Origin of the sequence: Butyrivibrio sp. WCD2001, assembly GCF_000424485.1 — a bacterium.
GTDB lineage: Bacteria > Bacillota > Clostridia > Lachnospirales > Lachnospiraceae > Butyrivibrio.
Map to the genome: position 1 here is coordinate 87152 of NZ_AUJZ01000011.1, position 24144 is coordinate 111295.

Consider the following 24144-nt stretch of genomic DNA (forward strand, 5'->3'; position numbering starts at 1 on the left):
ATTCGCCGCCCAAAAGTCACTTTATAAATCTGAGCAAAAAGTCTGTTATTCCTATAACTGTGAACCCCTGCTCGTCTCTTGTTTCATTGATTGGCCTATTGATTACCAGTATTTTCTGGACCTGATCATTCAACAAGATATATGGTCGTACTTCTCTTGCCCTTGTATCCGCATTTGATATATCCGACGTTACTTGAATGTAGTATGATCTAACCCCCTTTGTGGCATAGAAATCCACCTCATTAGTCTTTCTGACAGACTTTCCATTCTTATCTTTTTCAACAGAATCAAACGCCCCAACGTTGACAGTGTAACTATTATAACAAAGCTCATTATAAACAATGTTCTCAAGCATCTGGCCTTCATCCGGAAAAGCAAAATTAAGCCTGGCATTACGAAGTCCCGTATCACAGAAATAATACTTTCTTAATGCCCCAATCTCTTTCCTTCCTTTAAGGTCATATCGTGATGCCTCTCGTAGCAAAAAGGCGTCCTTAAAATACTCTATGTAGTTCTCTACCGTTGCTCTATTTATTTTTTCATGCCGCACACTCACAAATGTATTCGCAATCTTCTCGGCGTTTAGCAATGAGCCTGTTGAGGAACTGATTATGTTACAAAGTTCATCCAACGCTTCACCCTTTTTCAGATTATTCCGCTCCACAATGTCACTGAAATATGTAGTCTGAAATAGTCTCTTAAGATATTCTTTTCTCTCTTCATCGCTCTTTAAGACAGCTAGTGGCATTCCTCCATACTGCATATATGAGTAAATTGCGTCTGTTGCTGAACCACCCACATACTCGAAGTATTCTTCAAAAGATAACGGTGCCAATGCAATGTTAGTAGCTTTGTCTCTAAATTCCGTAACGATATCGGAAGAAAGCATTTTTGAATTCGATCCTGTGACATACAAATCTATATTCTTTTCCCTTGATAAACCAAGAACAACGTCCACAAAAGATATTGTCTCTTCGTCATCTTCTCCTGCAAGAACATGTTTCCCTTCTGTTAGTACCGGATTCAGTATCTTGTATACCTTTTGAATTTCATCAATAAAGACAAAATATTCACCTTTACCCTTACAGTATTCCCGAACATATTCACCAAGTGCTATAGGATCACGATATTTGCTGTTCCTATCATCGTCCAGTTCCATGACAAGAATATTCTTCTCCTGAACGCCACTATTTATAAGATATTCTCTATAGATTTCTTTTAGCAAAAATGATTTTCCACATCGTCTTATTCCCGTTATAATTTTGGGAAATCCATTCTTTTGTGCACTTATAAGTTGCTTTAAGTACTTATCTCTCTTTATCATGTAATCTCCTAAATTGTAGAATTCTACATTTTTTCACATTTATATTTTATCATTGTAAAAATGTCTATTCAATAAAATTGTAGAATTCTACATTTTTTTCGATTACATTATGGCATGACGATTTTTTCCACCACTGAAAAAAGCCGGCATTCCGCCGGCCTTTCTCAGTGTCGCATCCCTTGGCTTAGGTGAAAAATTCGCCGCTGCTGTAGATGATTTTTTTATTGTGATACCATCGGGTGAAGCGTGCGCCGCCCTGGATATCTCTCCCCTCAAACTGAACCGCAGGACCTTGGCCTTCGCTCCGGTAAAGCATCGCTGCCTTCGCTGGCTGCTTCGTCCTTTTGACATCGGGCCTGCCTCGATAAAGCGTCGCTACCTCGGCTGCCCTTGTCCTTTGTTCTGATATCATCATACTCCTTAAAATATCACACAATTATCACACACTATACATGATGCATTTTTACTGGCGAGGCAGCCGGTGCTTCGGTCTGATATTGGGAAATGGTCCTTCCATTTTGTAAGAAATACCCAGGTCGTCCATGACTTCACAGAAAGCGTTCACATATTTTGTATCTCTGATCAGTTGCATAAATGATAGGAAAATCTTATCTGACATGGACAATGCCTCCAGTAGAAGATGTCCGTCCACCATCGCGAAATATGACTCTATATAATCCGCAACTTCTCCAAAGTCAGCCCAGCCTGTATAGTTCGATATAAAGGTTCCGTGCTGAGCCTCCTTGCCCTTGGAGGGGTCTTTTTGTGCATAAGCAGCTATCTTGTTCTTCTGACCGGATATCTTATCTATTTCCTCTAAAAAGTCAAAATGCTTGCGAAGTTGGTAGTTACTTACGGTTGGATCAGTCTGAAGAATTATCTGGCTGCGGGTGTAGGTTCCAAGCTTATCAATGTCATAGTCAAAATATTTCCTGTCATAATCTATATGTACATGGCTTAGCAGATCATGATAACTGCTTGGAAGCCCAATGTCAGCACCCGGAAAGTGAGCTGTCTCACCCCCAATAATCTTATATTTGTCCGGAAGAACTTTGTTAAGCGCCATGGCTAAGGTCATGAGGAAAAAAGCCGCGACACTTGAATCATTGTGCTTGGCAAAAGCCATAATATCACTCTGTTCAAACGTAAACTGATAGTAAATTGGATCCCGCATAAAAGGATTGAACATACCATTTAAGTAGTCCAGCAGCATTACAACAGGATTTTTACTCTTGTATGTATATATGGGCTTTTCATCAAGAAGCATATCTATGGTCGGTTCATCTGTTTCTCCGGGAAGAAGCTCACTGTCAGGTTTTCTAATGCCCGGCGCATCGGGAATAATGCTGTATTTATCGGCAACATATTGATACAGGGTAGTCTGGATCCAAGGCATCATGCCTTTTCCGCCGCACATAGAATGGCTTATGTTAAAAAAGATATTCCTTCCCTTGCAGTCCAAATAAAGGAGATGCCTGTTCACTTCTTCGCTGCAAAGATCCGGAAGCTTTTCCGGTGTCTCAAGCACCACAACATCTCTTTTATTTGGGATAAGATCGTATCCGCCATCCTCTCCGAGAGCCACTTCTTTTGCAAAGTATTGATAGCGCTGCATAGCTGTATTGACGGACTTTCTAAGTACATCAATATCTACTTCATCTTTCATTGTCACCCTTACTCTTATACAGAATGAAAAAATCTTTTCACTTGAGTAAAGCCTGTATGTGTCAATACTATACTTCATGAGCCTATTCCCCCTCGCACCTTAAAGTTGTTTCCTAAATTTTACTATATTCCGTTAGGCATCAATCTTAAATTTGTATAAACAATGTACATATAAATTTCCGGACATAGTCCTGCCATTTTATAACTATTCTTGCTTTTTTACGTCAGTATATAGACAATAATAATTAACCGAAATCCATTTCGCCGAAATCCTTTTCGGTGAAATCCACTTTGGTAAAAGAAAGGACTGTCATGAAGGACATTTTCAGGGGAAGAACTACAGAACTTACGATACTTGATAAAAAATATAAGCAGGACGGATTCGTTATGACTGTCCTCTATGGAAGACGAAGGATTGGAAAGACCAAACTCATAAACAAGTTCATAAGCGAACATGATTGTAAGAGCATATCCTTTACATCCGTAGAACGCGGTGAAACTGAATTGTTGTCATTGATGACGGAATCGGTACTTACTGCGCTTGCTCCTGATATGCTTGGAGATATCAGCTTCAACAGTTTTGAAAAGCTCTTTGATTTTGTCGGAAAGAGAGCTGAAAATGAGCGAATCATCTTTTTTATTGATAAATATCCATATCTGGCAAAACAGTGTCCCTATATCCAATCTGTGCTTCAAAAAGAGATTGATACAAAATGGAAAAACGGCAAGATGTTCTTCATACTCTGCGGCTCTCTCGTAAGTTTTATGAAGGATGAAGTTCTTGCTGAGTCTGCACCTCTTCATGGAAGAAGTGATCTTGAACTTAAACTTAAGCCTTTCAACTATCTTGAGACTGCCGAGTTCCTTGATGGATATTCAAATGAGGAAAAAGCCATCTGCTATGGCCTCTCTAACGGTGTGGCAAAATACATTGAGCAGTTCGATACATCCTTGAGCCTCGAAGACAATATTATTGAACAGTTCTATTCTATTGGTGGCTATTTTTCAGAAGAGCAGATAAAGACTGTTGTGACAAGCGACAGACAGAGTCCGGCGATATACAATTCCATTATTTCCGCTGTTGCCACCGGTCATACAAAGAATAGTGAAATTGCTTCCTGTGTCGGGTCTGATGATGTGACCTATCCGCTGAAAGTTCTGACGAATGCAGAAATACTTGAGAAGAGAATATCAAAGAAACCCTATTATGTTCTGAATGACAGTATGCTTGAATTTTGGTTCCGTTATGTAAACAGAGCTACCAGTCTTATCAACGCTGATAACGGCGAAGCATATTATAGGGCAAACGTTAAAGATCATTTGCATGATTTCATGGGAAAAATCTTTGAGAAAATGGCAAAGGAATACCTACTGATGCATGCCGGACAGGATGCTCTACCACTTCTCACTGAGATTACAGGCTATCAGGATTCTGTTCTTGATGAGGACAGAAAGCAAAAGCAGATCGAGATAGATCTGCTTGGAAAAGATGGAAAGAACATAAAACTTATAGGCGAATGTAAATTCAAAAAAACCCCATTTGAAAAAAGTGATTATGAAAATCTTATGGATAAAGTAAAATATCTTCCTGCTACCAATCCTATATTATGTATTTTTTCACTTGGAGGCTTCTCAAAGTATGTGAAAGAACATGCCACAGATTGTAAGCTAATTGGAATTGACGATATGTACCTATAATAAATCATCTATCTCCATCATAAGGATTAAATCCAATCGGTTCATCACTCTCATACTGCTGGGCCTGCTGATAACCGGCAGGCTCATCATCCACAAATGTGGCAGTACTATCGACTACCCTGCTATCGTCATAGGACCTATCGTTATAGGACTTATCCTCGATATACTTGGGGTCATCATCCATAACCAGTGCTGCTATGATATACGCAGGGATTCCGATTCCCGTAAAGAATACCGCGAGCCCCATACCGATTCGAACCCATGTGGGATCAATACCAAAATAATCAGCTATGCCGCCGCATACACCGAACAACTTTTTATCATGACTCTTGTAAAGCTTCTTTTCATTCATAATCTATACCCTCTTTCTTATTCTGATATTTCCTTCAGTATCGCTGCAGCCTTCTCACTCCCATGCTTTGCGGCATAAGAAGCCCACTTCTTAGCTTTTGCGAGGTTCGGCTTTCCCTCATAGGTTCCCTTAAAATATGCTTCAGCTACCTGCTCTGCTGCCTCTATGCTGCCTTTTCCTGCCTTGTCTATCAGATCAAGCAGCGCCAGCTTCTTTTCATCAAGTATGATTTCGTCCTTCATTTCTGTTCCTTCACTTCCTTCTGAAAACATTACTGAACTCCATTATACACGAATCTTTCCCCAAAAGAATACCCTGACCATCTCTGATCAGGGCATCTTTGGTTATATAGAATTAGGAGTTTTAAAGAAGAATTGCTCTTCTTGTTTGTATTTTATCAGCCATCAATATGGATATTTTCGTGGCAGTGGCTGCATGTAACATCATCCAGCATAACATCTACTGTTGTGTTTTCATGGCAGTGAGGACATGTAATTTCCATCATCTGTGACTTAGCCTCAGCTACCTTCATGTTTGTAGCAAAACCAAAACCTAAAACGATTGTCATTACTGCAACTACCATTGCGATTCTTTTTACAAATACCTTCTTCATAGCTACCACCCCTGCTTTCTGTTTCTTATGGTGATATATTACCAATCCTTATATCACACTTTTATCACAACAAACTGTAAAGCCGATACGATTCACTTATTCTGTATCGTTTTACACTTATCTGATAAGAATATGATATTAAAACCGGTCGATATTATGTATATTCAGAAACGCAATATGGCACGCTATAATTTTCCAATTTGATAAATAAACACGGAGTTACGAAACTTTATCGTAAAAAAGCTATACCAAAACGAAAATTCTGATAATCTATTTCCTCCTTCATTCCTCCGGAATATTTCCGTACGCAGCAACAGCCTCATCCACTGTCATGGTTCCGTTGCCGACTGCATATATCGCAGCTCTGAACTGTCTGACCGCCGGGTCCATAAGGCCGGTCTCCTTGTCACTGAAGCTCCTGTCTGACGGTATATCCGCAAGTGACGAATAAAGTTCATCAGTCGAAAAATCATCTATAGGTGTGATCAGGCGCTTGGACGCTGCCATGTTACTGAGCTCTTTCTTGCTGATCAGGAATCTCATGAATTCGTTGGCCATGTCGAGATTCCTGCTGTTTTTGTTAACTGAAAAGCAAATGCTGATGGAATTGATGAAATAACCGCCATCGTCACCTGCAGGCGCGGTATAGAATCTGTACTTAAAAGGATTTGCGGTAAAGGCATCGGATTTGCTCTCTCTCTTGCCCGTTCCCGAAACCACATCACCTGTGGCAAGCATCATAGGTACATCGCCCTCGAAAAATCGCATGATAACCGCTTCATATTCGTCGGTTATCTCCTCCTGACATTTTGCAATATCTATGCAGTCAGAGTTAACAAATTCAGAAAGCCTCTCAAGAGCAGGCCTCATCATCTCTCCCGATGCCGACTCCAAATTATTAAGAGCGTCGACTTTATCACTGTTCTTCATTACATCATATGCAAACATCGGATAGGCAAAACAGTTAAACAGTCCCGATCCGCTGAACACGTCAGGTCCCATCACAGGAGATTCATAGCCTGCAGCTTTAAGCTTGGCACAGACATCCATAAGCTCCTTAAAATTGTTCGGAACCTTCAACCCTTCTTTTTCAAAGATATCCATGTTGACAAGCATTCCGTAGGATGTGGTGAAAATCGGGAGCATAACAACATCTCCCGAATCCGTAGTCCTTATCAGGGAATCTCTGATACATGAATAATCGATACCCACGGAAGAGTCGGAGAAAACCTCGCATGCTTCAAACATGGCATCATACTTCTCATCACCGATCATCGAGCCGTTTGTAGTGAAAATATCCGGTGGCTCGCTGCTAACGAGAGCGCTGGGGATGACATTTTTATAATCATCCATCGTTACATACTGAAGATTGGCGTTCGGATAGTATTCGTAGAAGCGCTCAAATTCTGCCTCAAGCGACTCAAAGTTACCGTAACTGCCCGCAACGGTTAATGAGAACTCAGTATCCTTGTCGTACTTCGGAGCAAAAGGCGCATCCCCTTTCTTTGGGCTGCCACAGCCCTGTAAAAGAAGCATAATGACCATGCTCAAAGAAACTACCATTCTCAAAGTTTTTTTCATAAGAATTACCTCTCTTCCGGACCTAAGAGCACTCCACTTGCGGAAGATTCCTTAGGTCAGTCAATAGTTATTCACATCCTACAGATCATTTAAAGGTTCCAGCTCTTTCACCAGCTCCCTGTATCCGGAAATCAGATCGCCAAGATCTTTATCCAGTCTGTCTGTATCGCCGTCGTTTCCGGCCTTCTCAAGCTCCGCGGCAAATTCGGAGAGCTTCAGCGCACCTATCGCCCGGAAGGAACTCTTAAGCCCGTGAACCTTTACAGTTGTGTTTTTGATATCTCGCTCAGCCCAGAATTTCTCAATTTCTTCGGCCTTCTTATCCGCACTGCCAAGGAACGTTTCAAGAGCCATAAGATAATCCTCGGCATCGCCGCAGTAATCCATACCAGCATCTGCGTCGAGCCCCTTTATTCCATACAGAAAATCCGGAAGCTCATTCTCGTCAGCATCGCCATTTTCAGATGCGATAGTCACTTTATCCTCCGGAAGATACTGCAGTAGCATCATCTCCAGCCGCTCGGCATCAATAGGTTTCGTGAGATAGTCATCGAATCCGGCATTTGTGTACATCTCGCGCATACCGGATATCGCGTTGGCAGTAAGGCAGATTACAGGAACCCCCATATTAGGTGTATCGGTTATTTCCTTCATCTCCATGAGTGTCTCTATACCGTCTTTATCCGGCATCATGTGATCCAGGAAAATGACGTCATAACTCTTACTTCTAAAAAGCGATATGCATTCATCACCGCTTTCCGCAGTATCTATCTGAATCCCGGTCCTCTTAAGCAGGTTTACAAACACCGTGAGATTAACAGCTGTATCATCAACCACAAGTACTCTTGCATCAGGTGCTGTGAACTTTTCATGATACTTATTAAGCGTACTTGATGAACGTCTGAAGGCCTCTTCGAAATCGCCGATCGGATCCCATTTTACGACCTTCTGCTCAAGTTCAAAGGAAAAAACCGAGCCCTTACCATATTCGCTCTGAACCTCAAGTCGACTGCCCATCATATCGAGGAATCTCTGAACGATAGTCATTCCAAGGCCTGTTCCTTCGATGTTCCTGTTCCGTTTTTCCTCAATACGCTGGAAAGCGACAAACAGTTTATCAAGATCTTCGGGTTTTATGCCTATGCCGGTGTCAGCTACACTTACTCTGAGCATGACCGCATTCGGCTTATCCTGAAGCTTGTTAGCCTTTACAGAGAAGGTTATGCCTCCCTCCTTGGTGTATTTAACTGCATTTGAGAGAATGTTGATGATGACCTGTTTGATCCTGATCTCGTCTCCGTTAAGGACCATAGGGATATCTTTGTCTACGTCCAGCTTAAAGAAGAGCCCTTTGTCTTCTGCCTTCTTTTGAACCATGTTTATAAGGTCATTTAGAAGCGAAACAAAGCTGTAATCAACATTGATTATTTCCATTTTTCCCGCTTCAATTTTGGAAAAATCAAGAATATCGTTGATGATGCCAAGGAGCGTACTCCCCGCAGTTCTGATGCTCTCCGCATACATTCTGATATTGTCATCTTTGGAATCTCTAAGAACCATCTCGTTCAAGCCAAGTATCGCATTCATGGGCGTACGAATGTCATGGGACATGGTGGATAGGAAGTTGGATTTGGCCTCATTTGCCTGATTGGCCTGCTTCGCAGCCTCCGACAGCTCGCGGTTGTAGATCATCATGACGATTGAATTGAAGATTAAAAGAAGTAAAAATCCAAGAGTCGCTATGCCAAGAAGCAGCCAGTCTATCGAACGGCTTGCCACAAGATCATTCGCAGGAATATACGCCAGCAGAACCCATGTCTTCATAGTCTCAAGAGGCGTATAAGATAAAATGCAGTCCTCTTTCTTAAAGTTCTTGATAGTCATGGTTCCTGTGCCACCGGCTATCTCTTTGGTCACATGCTCATATTCCTCTGCCGTGGCCGCATTATATGACTTGTAGTACTCAAAGAAATTGCTGTTCTTAAAGGACTTTCCATGAACGACGTAATTACCTTTCTTGTCGACGAGACTTATCTCAACATTCTCGTACTCACCCTTTAGGAAAACAAGCTTTTGCTCAAGGCGACTCAAAGGAACAACGCGCATCAAAAGACCTTCCTTTGGCGCACCTCCCTCTTCTTCAAGAACAGTAACATTATTTAAAAATGCAATGGACTGCACTCCGTTCATGGGGTTTGTGTAGGCTCTTGTCAGACTGACAGTGCCGTTTGAATCGCTCTCACTTTCTATGTTGTCAAAGATATTTATATTCTTGTAAGTAACCGAATAGTCACTTGGATCAGACACTGTGGGCGTTGTAGAGAGACCTTCCCGTCCGGGACTGTCAAGAAAGATAAGGTGCCCCTCTATCTCCGAAGAACTCTTAGCCTTCCTGATATAGGATACAGCATCCTCTGCTGTCATCGGGGCGCCATCTTCCGCTGAGCGATTGATATAATTCGCCCAGACATCACAAAGATGCTGTTCATCCTCAAGGTAATTGGTGATGATCTGATTTGTAGTCACGGTCATCTTTTCAAAGGCAATAATCTCATTCTTGTTGCTCTCTTCTGCCTTAGCGTTCGCATACCTGATGATAAAGAACAGAATAAATCCCATTATTAAAAGATTTATTGTTATTATCAGCCCTCTTTTCACCTCTGACCCCCTGTTGTCAGGAATATGCATTAAGCCCGTTCAGGCCATAAAATCTCCACATTACTCATAGTTAAAGTATTGCAACAAATACTGTACAAAACCATTATCATTCTATAAAAAAAGGATAAAAAAAATAGACCTTCCCGCCGGGAAAGGTCTATGGGCTGCTTGCATATATTTAATTCTCCATCAAGTCTTTTTGATGAATTTGTTTGAGCACCTGGGGCATCTAATCTCAATTCTGCCCTTTCCGCGCGGTACTCTTATCTGCTGATTGCACTTTGTACAGATATAATATCTGCTCGTGGAACGGTCCCTCCATTGCATTTTCATGAAGTTCACACGTTTTCTCGGCAGTGATGTGACTTCAAGAAATTTCCGATTTTCAGCATGCCTCTTAGGTATATTCTTTGATATGATTCTGAAAATAGCGTAGGCTGCAAGTCCCACCCACATGAAGTAAATTACTGTGTTATTAAAAAAAATGTTTATAAACATCAGAATTACTGCCAAGGCGCTGCAGGTTTTCACAAGGGCATCCACACCGTTTCTTCCATAAAGCATCTGTGCCATCTGCATCTGTAATATATATTTTAATTGGTTCTTTCTGTCCATAATAGCCTCTTACAATTATTCACTCTAGCGCGAAAATCTCGTGCTCTTCCACTTACCGCTCAGGTAGTAACTCCATGTTATCATGAATCCGAGGCCAAAGCCAAAAATTCCGTTCCACCAGATGATAGTATGTCCGAAAATATCGCTGTAGCGGAACAGATATACAACTACAACTCTGATGCCCAGTGCACAGGTTGCAACAATGGTCGGGATTCCGCTGTGGCCGGTTCCCTGGAATACTCCAAACAGTGGGATGTACATGGAAAGCACTATATTAATCAAAGCAATCCTGCACGTCGCTGCACTGTCCCCCACTGCACGCAGTATGGATGAAAAGATGTTGCAGAAGTGATCCTGCAAGAACCGGAAGGGAGAACTTAAGGATGTGTTTCCAGGGAGCTCCCTCCGTCATTGTCTTTGTTATTGCCATGTTTTTTACTTAACCGTTATTTTGCACTTTGCTTTAAATTTTCCGTCCTTGGTCACTACTGTTATGGTAGCCTTTCCTTTAGATACGGCAGTAACTTTTCCGCTCCTGCTAACTCTAGCGACCTTTTTGTTGCTGCTCTTCCAGGTCACATTTTTATTTGTTGCATCAGTAGGCTTGACTGTTGCCTTGAGCTGATACTTATTGCCAACCTTCAGAGTCTTCTTCTTTTTGTTAAGCTTAACCTTAGTAACCTTTACCTCAGTCTCCTCTGCGGGTGTATCCACTGTGGGAGTTTTATTCTCCTGGATTCCGGTTGTGCCTGAAGTCTTATTTTCTTCAGTTGGTGCATTTTCGGATTTACTATTGTTTTCAGTTTTATCTTTGCTTTCAGTAGTCTCTGTGGTAGCTGAATTTTCCTTGGGTTCTTCCTCACTATTTTCCTGGATATTGCCTATCCTTGTCAATGCAAAATCATCCCATGCTCCCCAACACTTTGCAGAGGCTTTAGTATATGCGCCAATTGTCAGCTCTGTACTATCCTCCTTGATCACAATATTGCTTATCGTAGGATTAGTAAACTCCTGCCAACCATTTAGCGTAGTAGCTTCTGATATTTCCTCACCGTCAAGGATTGCATAAAGCTTGAATTCATCACTCTCACCGGCATCCCCGCCTTCTAAAAATACGGCAAGGCTATATATACCTTTATCAAGAGTAACTGTCTGCTTAATATCGAAATCGAAAGCGGTTCCGTACCAGAACTTCATGCACCACTCACCCGAGTGGGTATTTGAAGTATCCTGTTTTATGGCAATTTCATTTGCCTCTACGCTGGGTGTTAATTCCCATCCCGTATTTCCTTCTTCAAAGCCCGGATTAACAAGGTAGTTTTTAGCCTTTATTTCCAGTTTGCAGGTTGTTTCCACCTGTTCACCGTCAACCTCCGCCGTTCCTGTGATTGTGTACTCACCGGCGCCGGCATTCTTCGCAGCGTCCAATTCTTCGCTGTTCCATACAACCGTCACTTCTTTTGAAGTATTGTCGTTGTATTTTACCGTAACTGTTTCAGGCAGTTTTATCTCTTCTCCATATTCTGCAGTGATCTTATCTGCACTGATTTCTGTTATCTTAAGTTCAGCCTTCGCACCGGTTCGCATATAGCTATACATTTTTGCGGATGCCAGAGGATGTCCTGTAAAGTCAAACCATGCCTCATTTTCAACAACAGCTCCGCCACCGCCGCCGCATCTATTCACATCCTTGTCATAGCCGGCTGCATTGTCTGATGCCCAGCCTGTTCCGTAGGTTTCCCAGTTCTCCTTATTTGCAGCAAGGAATTCATCCTCGCCAAGTTCATCCTTTTTATCCTGGTTAACCGGAAGCCATGCGGGTTCCCAGTAAAATACGCCAATACCACCAGTCGCTGACGCAACTGCATTAACTACCGCCCTTACCGAGTCAGCCTGTCCCTGAGGTGATACATCAAAATTGAAGGGCTCTTTTCCCCCATCATAGTCGCCCTGTGATTCTGTATTTTCACAGCCATCTCCGTCCTCAAGTGTATATACATATGAGGTCTCTGCGACCATAACTTTCTTTCCATATTTTTCAGCAACTTTGCTAAGTTCGATGTTCAAATTATCAAGAGTTCCATGCCAGTAAGGATAGTAGGAAGATGCAAATACATCATAGTCAACACCGCCATCCTCAAGCATTTTTGCATATCCTGAATATCTGCCGCTCTCAGGGTTAGTGAAATGGATTGATACGAGTATGTCCTTTCCTGTTTCTTCCGATATCTCCCTGACACCTTCAGCTCCTGCGGCAAACATTTTCACCATACCGGCGTTCCCGCTCTCTCCGGCAATTCCGTTATTAGTCTCATTTCCAACCTGTACCATGCCTACGTCGACACCGGCTTCAAGAAGTGTGTTAAGACTTGTTTTTGTATAATCCTTAAGTGCTGCTGCCTTTTCATCTGTCCCCAGATCTGCCCACGCCTTGGGTGCAGTCTGCTTTCCGGGATCAGCCCAAAAATCAGAATAGTGGAAATCTATGAGAACTCTCATTCCCGCATCTGTGACCCACTGTCCAATTCGTTTAGCTTTTTCAAGGTCGCAGTTCCCTCCTCCATAGCCGTTTCCATTCTCATCGCAAGGATCATTCCATACGCGCAGACGCACAAAATTAACTCCGCAAGAACTAAGGAAATTAAAATATCCCTGGTCATCAAGTTCCTCCCCTTCATAATTGTAAAACTTTATACCACCATTTTTCAGTGCGATATAAGAACTAACATCGACACCGGTGATAAAATCCTCATCACATCCGGGCACCTTTTCAACGAAAATTTCTGCATCGACCGGAGTTTCTTCTCCTGTATTTTCATTCTCTTCTGCAGCACATGCAGATGTTCCGATCTGTGCCAATGCCACCAGTGCCATGACGGTGACGCTTATCCCCCTTGTCACCTTTCGCTTTAAACTATCCTTTCTCACTTTATACCTCCCTTTTTGCAATACCCTTTTTTGCGCAAAAGTTGCGCAACCGATTGCGCAATCAATGTACTGTTAGTATAGCATTCAAAAAGTTGGTATTTCTATCGGATTAAGTCACAATAATCCTTCTGAAAATTTTGTTGAATAATCACAAAAAAGGCAGCATAAAGTTGCGCAACTTGCGCAACTTTATGCCACCACATGCTCTGCAAGATAATTCTCAAAATCCTGATTATATCCTCTATAGCTAACCTTAAGCGGATATCTGAAATTCATTCCAAAAACTCCAAGTAGAGACTTAGCGTCTACAGTCAGATGATTGTAGGAAATATCTACGTCAAAGTCGCATTTTGAAGCTGCTCTTACAAAGTCCTTAACCTGATCTGGACTAAGCCTGATTTTCTTACTCATTTCCTTCGTACTCCTTTCAACCCGGAAACAATTGATTTCAGCATCTTGAAACAGAGTGTACGATATGCATGAGTGTTTTTATATCAAATATCTGTCATTTTTAACAATTTCTTTATGTCAGGTAAATCGTACGATCGTAAATCATATCTTATAGGTTGCCACATAGTCTATCTGATCAGGTGCAGTGATTGCCGGAGCCTGTACAATTAGTTCAGGTGCCTTGCCCTCAGAGATGAGCTGGCTTTCGAAGTGGTATATAGCAATTCCGACATCTATCTTCTGAAGATCATAGTCGGGAGTCGTGAAGCCCTTGTCATGCTTTTCATAAAAATGTGCCTTGTCTCCGGCAATTACAACTCGCCAGGGCTGCTTGTTTACTGCCGAAGGTGCGATTCTAACTGCCTCAAGAGCATCGTATATACCATGCTCTTTTGCATACTCCTCGCTCATGGGTGTGCCAAAATCTCCCACAAAGAACAGCTCCTCAAATTTGTGGCGGAAATCAGCCTTCACACCTTTTCTCATGAGTGTCTCTTTTACAGACATCCGCTTTGCTGTGGTGCCGAGCGGACTTATGCAAGGCATGAACTCACCCTCTTCAAGGCCTGACGCTGCTTCAAACTTTTCTCTTGGCATGGTTCCGCCGATCCATACAGTTCCAAGCCCCAGCTCATGAGCCTTAATCAAGAGCTTTTCAAAACTGTACCCATAAGCTTCCTCAACATGCTCCTGCTTACTTGTCACCGCGCTCACATAGACCTTCTCACCGGAAAGCACCGGGCTTGAAAGCTTGTTTTCCTCTGCGTTCAGGAATACAAATCTAATCTTTGCCCCGTAAGGGTTCTCAATATTTTCAGCAAACGCCTTCAGTTCATCCAGGACCTGCGCGCTCGGCATATTTCCATCAAAAGTTCTTACGCTTCTTCTTGTCTTTGCAAGTTCTAAAAAGTTGCTCATTTTTCTAATGCCTCCCATTCTTTAATATTTCAAACTATTTCCTAAAAGCTTCTTCCTGATTTCAAAAAATCTACGCTTACTCAAATTCCTTCATCGCTTTCGCGAACTCCGCCTGGAATTTTTCATTATCCTCAAGGTATTTCTTCCGACTGATTTCAATTTTCTCTTTTCCCAAAATTTCAGAAGATACAAATCTCAAATGCTCGGCTGCCTTCTCGCTCTTAAGGACTATCTGCCTTGAAAAATCGCCCACCATCAGAAGCTTCATCGCCTCTTCTTCGGACAAGAATCCACTGGTGATGATGCCGAAAGTTTCATAGATCGTATCATTTGCTATAGGCCCGATGATCAGATCGTAGTCCGCAAAGACATCCGGCTTTACTCTTCTGTTGGCAAAAATATACTCAAACCACTCGCTGTTTCTTTCAAGAGTTTTAATCTTCAGCACGCTTTCATCAAGCTCATAACGATTGATGATTATGTCTGAACCGGACTTCTCCCTGACCCATCTGCATGCAAATTCAGGATCATCGGTAGTATAGAAGCCCTGCCCAAAGTCGGCATTTTTTCTGCCAAAATGAACATCCGGTTTTTCTATTGTCACATAACCCGAGTGATAGAGAGTGATCATCGCATTACCTCATCTGAGATTATCAACATTGTCACGGATGATTATACCACATTTAATATTTATTGCAATTAGATTGTTTGCAATTGTAATCTATCATAGAATACTGAAAGGGAGAATCCATCGAAAACATAGATGTCTAGGCGAGATTTTTAGGAAACGCGATTTGCTTTTATCGATATTTTCTGCTAGAATTTCACACGATTGCATTTAAAGGAGGGAATTTATAATGAAATGTATGAAAAAAGTCATGGGTTTGGTGCTTGCGGGGATAATGAGCATCACACTCGCACAGCCGATTGATGTTAAGGCAGCAAGCACTACAATATCTTTCGGTACAGAGTACACGGAAACTAACAACGAGGGTACTTGGAATTATAACTCTGCATATAACAATTTACCGGATGAAGAAAACTGCAGAACCATCAATGCTGAATCTGCCGGACGTATTACAATCACCGGTAGTTCAAATGAAGATGTTAGAATTTTTCTCTATGATAGTTACGGCGGATCAGAGATTCAGAACCAATCAACAGGCACGGGCAGATTCACTATAGCTGCCAATGTTACTGCCGGTGCACATTACCTGAAGTTTTGGGACGTTTTTCACCACAATAGTACTATAAAGTACAGCGTAACCTTCACTCCCAACAAGATTTTCACAACAAAGAAAGGCCTTGCATTCAATAAGGAAAATACAGAATACTTAGTGGATTGCACCTACAATACCGCAACAAATAACCATAAGTCTACAGAGAATTGCCGTAAGGTCGTAATATCCGGCAAGAAGAAAAGGTTGAAAATTACAGCTTATGCTCTGGGCGATAGTAGTTCCGATGTTCGTATATATGTATACAATAGCAAGGGCAAGAAGGTTCTCGCCAACTGGTCTGTAAGTGACGGCAAAAGATCCACAACAATTAAAGTGAAAAAAGGCACTTACTATATTAAGTTCTGGGAGTGCTTTGGAAATAATACTGAGTTCCACTACAAACTGAAAGCAAAATAATTGACAGGTTTTGCCTCAAAGAAAAGGAGCTGTTGCTTTAGATGATTAAATCAAGTGCAACAGCCCCCTTTTTAACATTCATTTCACACTTTTCCCAAATAAGGGATCAAGTGGTAATAGCTACGTTATCAGCAAATCTTATAAGCTCCGCCTCGATTCTGCTGTAGTCCGACGCATTCAGGCTACCGAAGGGTCTGTGATAAGATGCTGTATTTATGATACCGAATTCTTCCATTATACTTTCAAAAATATTACGCATAACCTTCTCCCTCCAATCGTGAATTCTCTATACCCTTTATCGGTTTATCAACCGTCAATGTGAATATTCTCGTGGCAGTGACCACACGGGGCATCATCCTTCATTACATCAACTGTGATGGTCTCGTGGCAGTGAGGGCAACTGATCTCCATCATCTGCACATTTGCTTCCTCTGCCTCAACCTTGATATTCTCTCTATTAAAAGCGCTTCCTGATACAAGTGCTACAACTGCAAGTACCATTGCGATTCTTTTAAACATTGTATTTTTCATATCCATCACCTCTCGTTTCATCTTATGCTGTTATCTTACCAGTACCAATATCACACATATATCACACTGTTTTCATTTATAAAAACGAGACATGGTGAGAAATATCTTCATATTTTGGAGGTTTTTATTTTTTCCTTCTTTACGCCTCCATTAGTCTCTGTTTAGCCTCAGGGTTGTTGTTGATGATCATCCCAACTTTGGAACAAGCCTTCATATCTGAGCAAGAACCACAGGTCTCCATCTTCCTGCCCAATGCGCATTGTCTGATCTCACAAAGTGACTGGCAAAAAGGTGTCTTAACTCCTGTAAGTCTGCAGCCAACGCAGTTTATCATCTCGGGAGTGATATCCACTCCATTTAACTCGGTCCATTCCTTTGCTACCTTTTCTCTTAATGAATTGTCATCATTAACTGTAGCAATACGAGCTTCACACTGTTCACAATCCAGTCCGCAAAAAGCAATAAAATCTGTCATGACACACCCTCCTATGAATAGTCCCCATTTATAATTGGTATTATTTATGTATTTAATGTATCAGACATAAAAAAACAGATTCGCATCCACACGGATTTGAATCTGTTTTACACTGATTTATCAATCATAATTTATTGCTCGGGGACCAGTCTGTAATTACCAGAGATTTCATTTGCATGTTCTTAGGGATTACACCTCTGGCAAGGCCTAAAGCCCTGGTCTATGGCGTCATCTCTTGTCCCTTCCAGATATACCTTATTTTTCTCCTTCATATCGTTTACACTGTCACATTCCGGTCTGTGAAACACGTGAGAATTCCTGTTGCCGACATAAGAATAAGAAATATCATCAGGTATCATTTTTGAAGTATTATCTGTAACTTCTTTTTCGCCATCATCAGGAATTCCCTTTGTAGTATCATCACCGATACCCTTCGTACCACCATCTGGCACTCCTTTTGTGAAATCCTCCAGGCTTGTGAAGTTGTCGTCTTCTTCAATTTTATTGCTGCCATCCTTGTAATCAATGACCACTCCGGGCTGTACATTGTAGCAGTACACGTTAAAGCTTACGCCTCTCCCCTTATCCTCTACAGAAAGCGCCTCTATCCGGACACCGTCACACAAGAGATTGTCGCCCAAAAATACCGGAGTAACCCTGTACATCACATGATACCCGGTGCTGCGGACATAATCTCCAACCTCATTCTCATAGGGAATCATCGCCTCGTTCATGTATCTGGTGCCGGTTATGAGATTCTGCACATTGTCATTCTCCCCGGTCAGTTGATATGCAATCATATGGCATCTGTTATACAGAAACGGAGGATCAGTATCCACAAGTCCGGGGTATTTATTCTGCTTCCAGCCTGTGGGTTTGACTTCGGCAATGGACTCCCTCTCCTTGGTCGGCATAAGGTCCTCACCAATACACGCCATGGCGGTTGTACACCTTCCCAGCTCATCCAATTCGCCGTATCTCTCATAAGATATGCTTGTAATCTCCGACGAAGCGAATGAAGGAACATTATTATTTAGTATGATGGTCTCGGTCCCGCTGTACGCAGGAATAACAATAGCTTCATCTGTCGCAGCCTCGTTATTCGCATTTTTGCACATGCCAATAACTGATACTGAACACATGAAAATAACCAGTACCACCACAGCAAACAGCCATATTTTGTTTTTATGAAAAAAACTCTCTTTCATTCTCCCGTCCTCTCCGAATTCTGCGAAAGCGGACTAAACTCTCTATATATAAAGTGTCTCAACATGCGAGACCCTAAATACATGAAGTATTTCAACATACAAGCTCCCTCTATATACAAGATATCTCATTCTGCCACCGATGATTATGAAATTTTCGTGAAATTATATCCCCTAATAATCCTCGCCAAATAATATCTCCTGAAGTTCTTCCTGAGCATACGGAATCCTTGGATACGGCTTACGAAGTTCAAGGCTGAACATCCATAGATGCAGGGCAATAAACCCCATCAAAACTTTCTTAAGCGCCAGATATACCGCCCACCAACTACACCCAAGTATTGTTAACGGTATTTTAAAGAATTCGGCCAGCGCAAAAATTGGATCCATAAAGCACCTCCTGTGTTCTAAATACATGATATTTTAAAACCATCCTAGGTAACAAATGCATTCTAGGGAAGGTACAAATCCATTCTATCATTTTTACTGTCCAATTTATAGTACATTTATCATCTAGAGCTAAAAATCACCTAATCCTATCACCAATTTAGTGTTATAATATCTTCCCGGGAAATCATTGATTTCCAGCAGGCATTTAAAGAAAAGCTAATTTTATTAGCAGGCATTTTTGACAAGCTATTTTATTAACACGCTTGTAATTAAGTAATATCAGGGAAAGAATTTGGGAGTAGTTATAAAATGAGAAACAATTCATCCGATGACTGGAATGCAACAATACTCATCATCTGGATTATATTCATGGGCATATCGCTTGCCTCAGCTATGGTTGACGGAGTTAATCTGGTCTCAAACCAAAAAATCTTTGAGGGCATCGTTTCACTGGCAGTGTTTTCAATAGTAGCATTTTACATCATATATTCATCTTTAAAAAGCATGTTCCCCTCACTTCTATCCGGGAAAAGAGCCGGACAGCAAAAGGAAAAGTATGACAAATTTCCTCACTTCGGAAAGGAACTGGACAACGAGAAGGTCTCGATGATCATTGAAAAATCCACTTTTTCAGACTATGTGACCAAAGATGGTGAGACGCTGAAAAACGTATGCGTCAGCGACGATAACAAGTGGATATGCATCCTTGGGGGATATCTGCCGGCGGACCTGATCTGCGGCTATAACGCGAAGAAAAATGAGCTTCTGGCGATAGACGGCGCGGCAATCAAACTCCCTTTTAAGGCGAAGATGCCTCAGATTCGAAGGGATCTTGATGCATTTTTCAAAGACAGGGGCATATACTATAAGTCACTTCCGAAAAACGCAGAGGACAGCTACTACAAGGCGCGCCATACCTTCGGCCTTTACATCGACAGAGAGGACTTCGGCCGAGTCCGCTATCTGTGGGAGAAGGACCTCGCCAACGAGGATAATGAGTATCTTTCTTCTGATGAAAATGGGAACAATTGCAGAGCCTCTGACGAGCGAGACATAACTTTCGCGATTTTCGAACGGGTTCTCTCTGACAATGATATCTTGAAAATTGCTGAGAATGTGCACAGCGGCAGAACTTCGCTTTCGCGATTCCTGAATTTTCAGAACTATCTAAACGAATTCAGCGCGTGCAACTGCGTAGAACTTCTTGAAAAAATTGAATATCCCGCAAATGCTGCGGGAATAGATTTCCTTTTCGACTGCCTAGGAGATGTGGATGAGGCCTATTTCAGGCCTGCTGTAGCGGCTCTCCAGGGATATCCCAGACAGGCAGTGACTATGAAAATCGAGGAGAAGGTGAAGCTCGCCTACGAAAACTACGATGTGGTGGGCCTCGCAGGGCTTATGTTCCTGGCAAAAGAAATCGACTACACCATCGAGTACATCGCCCAGATGCAGGAGCAAAAACCGCTTCAAGAGCATGGTTTATCGCAGGCTCAGAATTCACCGAATCTTCACACTTTGCCCACAAAATTTAGTTTCATTTTAGTATTCTCTATTATCATAAAGAACATCAAGAGGAACACAAAACCTCTTGGCAAACCCCTTTTAGAAACTTTTCTTCATAACACAAGCTGCCGGATTTAAAACAATCCGGCAGCTACCCCTCTAAAATTCAGCTGCAGAAATGCAGCTTTTACCTCTAAACAAGTGTTTACACCTTTGAAATATAATTACAACTATTTACACGTTTTATATGAGTAAATGTCACTAAGCCTCTATCTACGCTCAATTACATGATTCCAACATACTCATATCCGGCTTCCGTAACAGCAGCCTTAATAGCAGCCTCATCCACGTCCTTGGAATTTGTAATGGTTACCAGATTCTCCTCGTGGGAAGCTACCGCTGATTCTATTCCGTCAATTGCCTCAAGCGCCTTCTTTACGTGAGCCTCACAGTGCTGACACATCATTCCGTTTACCTTAATCTTCATTTCTTTATTCTCCTTTTCTTTTGTATCATTTTCCTTTGTATCATTATCAACCCGAACTTCTTCTGATTGAATAATTCTATAATCAACAGCATTTTTCACGGACTTGTCCCTCGAGCCGTCATGAACCTTTATCCAGTTAAGTCTAAGCGCATTCGATACCACGCAGAAGCTTGAAAGTCCCATTGCTGCTGCCCCGAACATCGGATTGAGCGTCCATCCGAAGGCTGCCACATAGCATCCCGCAGCAAGAGGGATACCGATCACATTATAGAAAAATGCCCAGAACAAGTTCTCGTGGATATTCCTGATAGTTGCTCTCGAAATTCTGATGGCTGCTGCAACGTCGCGGATACTGCTTTTCATAAGTACAACGTCAGCTGCATCTATGGCGATGTCCGTTCCTGCCCCGATGGCAATTCCAACGTCAGCGCGGGTTAGGGCCGGTGCGTCGTTTATTCCATCACCCACCATAGCAACCTTACCGTGCTCCATGAGCTTTTTGATAACAGACTCTTTCCCGTCCGGCAAAACTCCGGCAACAACCTCATCCACACCTGCCTGATCCGCAATTGCTCTTGCCGTGATCTCGTTGTCACCCGTCAGCATCACCACATGTATGCCCATTTTCTTGAGCTCGCTGACGGCCTGCGGTGTATCTTCCTTTATAGTGTCAGCTACAGCAATTATTCCGGCGAGCTTGTTATCCTTTGTGAAAAGAACCGGCGTTTTACCCTGGCCGGCAAGTTCATTCATGTGTGCAGCGGCGCTTTCCGGGATATCTGTGATAAATCTTGCATTTCCTCCCGCAACTGCCACTCCGTCAAGCTTCGCCTTCAGTCCATTTCCTGAGAGCGCCTCAAACTCCGTTGTCTCCCTGAGCTCCACCGCCTTCTCTTTTGCGTAATCAATGATTGCCTTTGAAATAGGATGCTCACTCTTGGATTCCAGCGCATAAGCGACTGTCATCAACTCTTTTTCATCAAAACCGTCTGCCGGAATTACATCGGTAACCCGCATAATTCCTGTAGTAATCGTACCTGTCTTATCAAGCGCTACTATCTGTGTTTTTCCGGTTAGTTCCTGCACTGCTGCCGTTTTGAATAAAATTCCGTTTCTGGCACCAACACCGTTTCCGACCATTATCGCCACGGGAGTTGCAAGTCCCAAAGCGCACGGACAGCTGATTACCAGCACCGATACGGCTCTCGCAATCGCATAGCCGAAGGTCTGCCCGACGAGCAGCCACAAGATAAATGTTATAAACGCAATACCGATAACCACGGGTACAAATACGCCTGAAACTCTGTCGGCAATCTTGGCAATCGGCGCCTTGGTTGCGGCAGCGTCACTGACCATTCGTATTATTCCCGCAAGCGTGGTATCCTCGCCGACCTTTGTGGCCTCGCACACCATATACCCCGAAGTATTGATGGTTGCAGCTGAAACAGTATCTCCTGCCTGCTTCTCCACGGGAACGCTTTCTCCCGTGAGTGCGGACTCGTTAACAGCGCTCTCGCCCTCTTTCACAATACCGTCCACGGGTATGCTGTCTCCTGGCCTTACGACGAACCTGTCTCCGACCTTCACCTCATCGATCGAAACGGTTCTCTCTTGGTCGCCATCAAGGATAACTGCCGTCTTGGGCGCAAGCTTCATAAGGGCTTTCAACGCGTCTGTGGTCTTACCCTTTGACCTCGCCTCAAGAGTTTTTCCTACCGTGATTAGTGTCAGGATCGTAGCCGCTGATTCAAAATAGAACTGATCCATGTAGTGCATTACCAGCTCCGTGTTCCCGGCCTTCACCGCACCCGTCATGGCGAAAAGTGCGTAGACACTGTATGCAAAAGAAGCTGTCGCTCCAAGGGCCACCAGGGTATCCATGTTCGGCGACCTGTGAATAAGCCCCTTAAAACCGCTGATGAAAAACTTCTGATTAATCACCATGATAAAGCCCGCTATCAGCAGCTCATACAATCCCATCGCCACATGGTTGCCGTCAAGAAACGGCGGAAGCGGCCAGTTCCACAGCATATGTCCCATCGAAACATACATGAGCGGTACCAGTAAAATCAGCGAAGCGATAAGTCTCTTCTTAAGTACAGGCGTCTCTGTATCCTTCAAGGAATCCTCGTAGTTATTGGCGGTAGCACCGGATTTTGCAGCACTTTTAACACTTGCACCATAGCCTGCTGCCTCTACTGCCTTAATTATTTCTTCCGGAGATGCGCTGCCTTCAACGCCCATCGAGTTTGTAAGAAGACTTACAGCACAGCTCTCAACCCCGTCCAGGGCATTTACAGCCTTCTCAACTCTCGCCTGGCATGCGGCGCAGCTCATTCCGGTTACATTATATTGTTCCATTTTTCACCTACTTACTTCATGAGCTTTTGCAGTGTAACCACCAGCTCGTCAATAATCTCATCGTTACCTTCACGAATGTTTTCAGTCACGCAGGTCTTCATATGATTTGCTAAAAGAACCTTATTAAAACTGTTGAGCGCACTTGTAATCGCAGACACCTGCACCAGGATATCCGTGCAATATGCGTCGTTCTCCAGCATCCCTTCAACGCCGCGAACCTGCCCTTCTATCCTTTTGAGCCTGTTCATAAGATCTCTCTTTTCCTTATCGTCTCTGTCCTTATGCTTGCCTGAGCAGTGCGGACAACTGCCTTCCATTTCTTCTATTTCTTCCATCTTGTTTTCGTTCTCTGACATATATTTCCTCCATAAATGATGGTTTTTCATGATGCACAAATACCCCACTAGGGTATACTGGTTTTTCTCCAATATATACCCTGGTGGGGTATCTGTCAACTTAATTTATGCAATCCATTACTTGAACAGCGTGCTCGCTATATTGTACTTTGCTATGCCTGCAATCATCTTGCCAACCTCGGCGAGTTTCCGCAGTCAGGGCAAAACCTCTCATTGCCACTCAATTCTCTTCCACATTTCGCACATTTAGACATAAGACACCTCCTTATATTGATGTATCTCCGTGATTTCCTCTTTAATCTCATTCTATTCCAAAATGAGGTAAATCTAATCAGCCAAAATGTAACTTTTTTTCACAATTCCCCCTCAAAAAAAATAAAAATAAACATTGTAA

The 24144-nt window shown here is 42.6% G+C and carries 26 protein-coding genes; 3 read left to right on the top strand and 23 right to left on the bottom strand.

Annotation, left to right across the window (positions count from 1 at the left end; translation table 11 throughout):
• Positions 1–16: 16 nt before the first annotated feature.
• The 3 genes from G630_RS0111175 to G630_RS0111185 all read right to left on the bottom strand — a co-directional run bounded on the left by G630_RS0111175 (position 17) and on the right by G630_RS0111185 (position 3068).
• Positions 17–1324: an ATP-binding protein gene (locus tag G630_RS0111175; protein WP_026498612.1), complete on the bottom strand. Its 1308-nt coding sequence runs from the start codon at positions 1322–1324 to the stop codon at positions 17–19.
• A gap of 102 nt (positions 1325–1426) precedes the next feature.
• Positions 1427–1675, bottom strand: coding sequence for a hypothetical protein (locus tag G630_RS0111180; RefSeq protein ID WP_155831971.1), 249 nt, complete (start codon positions 1673–1675; stop codon positions 1427–1429).
• Positions 1676–1787: 112 nt separating this feature from the next.
• Positions 1788–3068, bottom strand: coding sequence for a hypothetical protein (locus G630_RS0111185; RefSeq protein WP_026498614.1), 1281 nt, complete (start codon positions 3066–3068; stop codon positions 1788–1790).
• Between the two features lie 212 nt (positions 3069–3280).
• Between G630_RS0111185 and G630_RS0111190 the strand changes: the two genes are divergently transcribed.
• Entirely contained in the window at positions 3281–4687 is a 1407-nt protein-coding gene (locus G630_RS0111190) for an ATP-binding protein (protein WP_155831972.1), read from the top strand.
• 4 nt (positions 4688–4691) lie between these two features.
• On the opposite strand, the gene G630_RS25725 is transcribed toward G630_RS0111190, so the two are convergent.
• The 12 genes from G630_RS25725 to G630_RS0111250 form a co-directional block, all read right to left on the bottom strand.
• On the bottom strand, positions 4692–5039 hold the full coding sequence (locus G630_RS25725) for a PspC domain-containing protein (protein ID WP_022762817.1): 348 nt from the start codon (positions 5037–5039) through the stop codon (positions 4692–4694).
• 17 nt (positions 5040–5056) lie between these two features.
• Complete coding sequence (locus G630_RS0111200; RefSeq protein WP_022762818.1) at positions 5057–5311, bottom strand: hypothetical protein; 255 nt, start codon at positions 5309–5311, stop codon at positions 5057–5059.
• 125 nt (positions 5312–5436) lie between these two features.
• A complete protein-coding gene (locus G630_RS0111205; protein ID WP_022762819.1) occupies positions 5437–5652 on the bottom strand; it encodes a DUF2614 family zinc ribbon-containing protein in 216 nt (71 codons plus the stop codon).
• 282 nt (positions 5653–5934) lie between these two features.
• Positions 5935–7233: an ABC transporter substrate-binding protein gene (locus tag G630_RS0111210; protein WP_026498616.1), complete on the bottom strand. Its 1299-nt coding sequence runs from the start codon at positions 7231–7233 to the stop codon at positions 5935–5937.
• 78 nt (positions 7234–7311) lie between these two features.
• Positions 7312–9891 (bottom strand): ATP-binding protein, encoded by a 2580-nt coding sequence (locus G630_RS21585; protein ID WP_049946179.1) that lies wholly within the window; start codon positions 9889–9891, stop codon positions 7312–7314.
• A 189-nt stretch (positions 9892–10080) separates the two neighbouring features.
• Positions 10081–10506, bottom strand: coding sequence for a hypothetical protein (locus G630_RS0111220; protein ID WP_022762822.1), 426 nt, complete (start codon positions 10504–10506; stop codon positions 10081–10083).
• A gap of 24 nt (positions 10507–10530) precedes the next feature.
• The gene (locus G630_RS0111225; RefSeq protein WP_022762823.1) at positions 10531–10788 is read right to left on the bottom strand and encodes a hypothetical protein; all 258 of its coding nucleotides are present in this window, start codon (positions 10786–10788) and stop codon (positions 10531–10533) included.
• A complete protein-coding gene (locus G630_RS24665) occupies positions 10781–10936 on the bottom strand; it encodes a hypothetical protein (RefSeq protein ID WP_022762824.1) in 156 nt (51 codons plus the stop codon). The genes G630_RS0111225 and G630_RS24665 overlap by 8 nt, the downstream gene beginning before the upstream one ends.
• A 5-nt stretch (positions 10937–10941) precedes the next feature.
• Complete coding sequence (locus tag G630_RS21595) at positions 10942–13434, bottom strand: glycosyl hydrolase 53 family protein (RefSeq protein WP_155831973.1); 2493 nt, start codon at positions 13432–13434, stop codon at positions 10942–10944.
• A gap of 189 nt (positions 13435–13623) precedes the next feature.
• Positions 13624–13845 carry an HPr family phosphocarrier protein gene (locus G630_RS0111240; RefSeq protein WP_022762825.1) on the bottom strand — a complete coding sequence of 74 codons (222 nt, stop codon included), beginning with the start codon at positions 13843–13845 and terminating at the stop codon, positions 13624–13626.
• A gap of 141 nt (positions 13846–13986) precedes the next feature.
• A complete protein-coding gene (locus tag G630_RS0111245; protein ID WP_026498618.1) occupies positions 13987–14802 on the bottom strand; it encodes a nitroreductase family protein in 816 nt (271 codons plus the stop codon).
• A 76-nt stretch (positions 14803–14878) separates the two neighbouring features.
• Positions 14879–15433: a DUF3990 domain-containing protein gene (locus G630_RS0111250; RefSeq protein WP_026498619.1), complete on the bottom strand. Its 555-nt coding sequence runs from the start codon at positions 15431–15433 to the stop codon at positions 14879–14881.
• A 226-nt stretch (positions 15434–15659) separates the two neighbouring features.
• Between G630_RS0111250 and G630_RS0111255 the strand changes: the two genes are divergently transcribed.
• Positions 15660–16439: a hypothetical protein gene (locus tag G630_RS0111255; protein WP_026498620.1), complete on the top strand. Its 780-nt coding sequence runs from the start codon at positions 15660–15662 to the stop codon at positions 16437–16439.
• A 106-nt stretch (positions 16440–16545) separates the two neighbouring features.
• Here the strand turns inward: G630_RS0111255 and G630_RS24670 are convergent, their stop codons facing one another.
• The 5 genes from G630_RS24670 to G630_RS0111280 all read right to left on the bottom strand — a co-directional run bounded on the left by G630_RS24670 (position 16546) and on the right by G630_RS0111280 (position 19040).
• Positions 16546–16698 carry a hypothetical protein gene (locus tag G630_RS24670; RefSeq protein WP_022762829.1) on the bottom strand — a complete coding sequence of 51 codons (153 nt, stop codon included), beginning with the start codon at positions 16696–16698 and terminating at the stop codon, positions 16546–16548.
• A 47-nt stretch (positions 16699–16745) separates the two neighbouring features.
• Positions 16746–16970: a hypothetical protein gene (locus G630_RS0111265; RefSeq protein WP_022762830.1), complete on the bottom strand. Its 225-nt coding sequence runs from the start codon at positions 16968–16970 to the stop codon at positions 16746–16748.
• A 139-nt stretch (positions 16971–17109) separates the two neighbouring features.
• Entirely contained in the window at positions 17110–17445 is a 336-nt protein-coding gene (locus G630_RS0111270) for a DUF3795 domain-containing protein (protein WP_022762831.1), read from the bottom strand.
• Between the two features lie 182 nt (positions 17446–17627).
• Positions 17628–18653 carry a DNA/RNA non-specific endonuclease gene (locus G630_RS0111275; protein WP_026498621.1) on the bottom strand — a complete coding sequence of 342 codons (1026 nt, stop codon included), beginning with the start codon at positions 18651–18653 and terminating at the stop codon, positions 17628–17630.
• 171 nt (positions 18654–18824) lie between these two features.
• A complete protein-coding gene (locus G630_RS0111280) occupies positions 18825–19040 on the bottom strand; it encodes a hypothetical protein (RefSeq protein ID WP_026498622.1) in 216 nt (71 codons plus the stop codon).
• 309 nt (positions 19041–19349) lie between these two features.
• On the opposite strand from G630_RS0111280, the gene G630_RS0111285 reads away from it, so the two are divergent.
• A complete protein-coding gene (locus G630_RS0111285) occupies positions 19350–20684 on the top strand; it encodes a hypothetical protein (protein ID WP_026498623.1) in 1335 nt (444 codons plus the stop codon).
• 145 nt (positions 20685–20829) lie between these two features.
• Here G630_RS0111285 and G630_RS0111290 read toward each other — a convergent pair whose 3' ends face one another.
• From G630_RS0111290 to G630_RS25955, 3 genes are all read right to left on the bottom strand, one after another.
• Complete coding sequence (locus G630_RS0111290; protein ID WP_022762835.1) at positions 20830–23394, bottom strand: heavy metal translocating P-type ATPase; 2565 nt, start codon at positions 23392–23394, stop codon at positions 20830–20832.
• 11 nt (positions 23395–23405) lie between these two features.
• A complete protein-coding gene (locus G630_RS0111295; protein ID WP_022762836.1) occupies positions 23406–23750 on the bottom strand; it encodes a metal-sensing transcriptional repressor in 345 nt (114 codons plus the stop codon).
• Positions 23751–23914: 164 nt separating this feature from the next.
• Positions 23915–24055 (bottom strand): zinc-ribbon domain-containing protein, encoded by a 141-nt coding sequence (locus tag G630_RS25955; protein ID WP_139165219.1) that lies wholly within the window; start codon positions 24053–24055, stop codon positions 23915–23917.
• Positions 24056–24144 lie beyond the last annotated feature (89 nt).